A 1,143-nucleotide genomic window follows, 5' to 3' on the forward strand; every position below is an offset into this window, starting at 1 on the left:
AACTAAGCATTTCCACTTCGGGATGACAGTCGTGGCTTTTACAAAAGAATGAAGAATAGATCTAATCGTGCATATCCAACAAATCACGTCTTCGCGGACAAACCTGTTCCGCGATCTCCTGAACAACGCTCCTTGGTTGGAATCGGGAGATCCCGCATCACGTGCGGGATGACGGTTTAGATGACAGATAATTCCCTAAAACAAAAAAGGCGCAATTTCTTGCGCCTTTGAATTCGATTGAATTAGATATCTAAATCTTCTTCTTTCTTGCGATCTCTTAGCTTCTTCCAGGCATACGTTCCGCCTGCGGCTGCAAGCAGACCAAGTCCGCCATCAATAGGCGCTTGAGCTGGGTCACTAGGAAGTCCCGGTTGTGCCATCGCTCAGTCCGTTAGAAGTAATACAATTGTTAGTGCGAGTAAAAATAAAAATAAGTTTTTCATGATTATATAGCTTTAAAGGCTATCAGCTGTTAGCTATTAGCTTTTAGTGACTATCTCGACACTAAAAGCTAACTGCTAAGCGCTAACAGCTAATTACTTAATTAATGTCATTTGTCTGGTTAATACTTGTCCTGGAGCTGTTAATCGGTAGTAATAAATACCACTTGATACGCCCGCTGCATTCCAGGTTACTTGGTAGTTACCAGCTGTCTTCGTTGTGTTCAACAACTGCGCTACTTTCTGTCCCATTACGTTATACACGGTAATATTCACAGGTCCATTTTCACCCACCGCATACTTGATCGTTGTGCTTGGGTTAAACGGATTCGGATAGTTTTGCTCTAGCTTGAATTCAGTAATTTGATCGATCTCATCATCAGTACTTACTGAAGTTGATGGTGAAATAACCAATCCGAATCTTGATTCTGCTTCATCACTCTCCATGGTAGAAGCAACATCTAGAATAGTTCTATTAGATTTCGCTTGAGACTCAGCAACATCAAACGTATATGATTCATTATCTCTAAGAGAAATTGTAGTACCTGTTTCGTAATCTACTAATTCAAAACCCCAGTCTTGAGGCATACTTTCTATGGCATTCCATTCAAAAGTAAAAGCTCCTGAAGATTTATTGTTAGTAAACTTCATTGGAATAGTGATCTCATCATCTAGCTTAGAAGGAATTGAAAATACAGATTGT

Annotated in this window: 2 protein-coding genes; both read right to left on the bottom strand. The window is 40.1% G+C overall.

Going from position 1 to position 1,143, the window contains the following annotated elements; translation table 11 throughout:
* Positions 1 to 242: 242 nt before the first annotated feature.
* A complete protein-coding gene (locus tag ABJV04_RS16205; RefSeq protein ID WP_348492625.1) occupies positions 243 to 380 on the bottom strand; it encodes a hypothetical protein in 138 nt (45 codons plus the stop codon).
* Positions 381 to 536: 156 nt separating this feature from the next.
* The coding region (locus ABJV04_RS16210) for a T9SS type A sorting domain-containing protein (RefSeq protein ID WP_348492626.1) at positions 537 to 1,143 on the bottom strand (607 nt) is incomplete at its 5' end.

This window comes from Aliiglaciecola sp., assembly GCF_039982535.1.
Classification (GTDB): Bacteria; Pseudomonadota; Gammaproteobacteria; order Enterobacterales; family Alteromonadaceae; genus Aliiglaciecola.

Excerpts from the sequence above, each read along its gene's own strand:
- ABJV04_RS16205 (WP_348492625.1), bottom strand. The coding sequence starts at position 380 with ATGGCACAACCGGGACTTCCTAGTGACCCAGCTCAAGCGCCTATTGAT.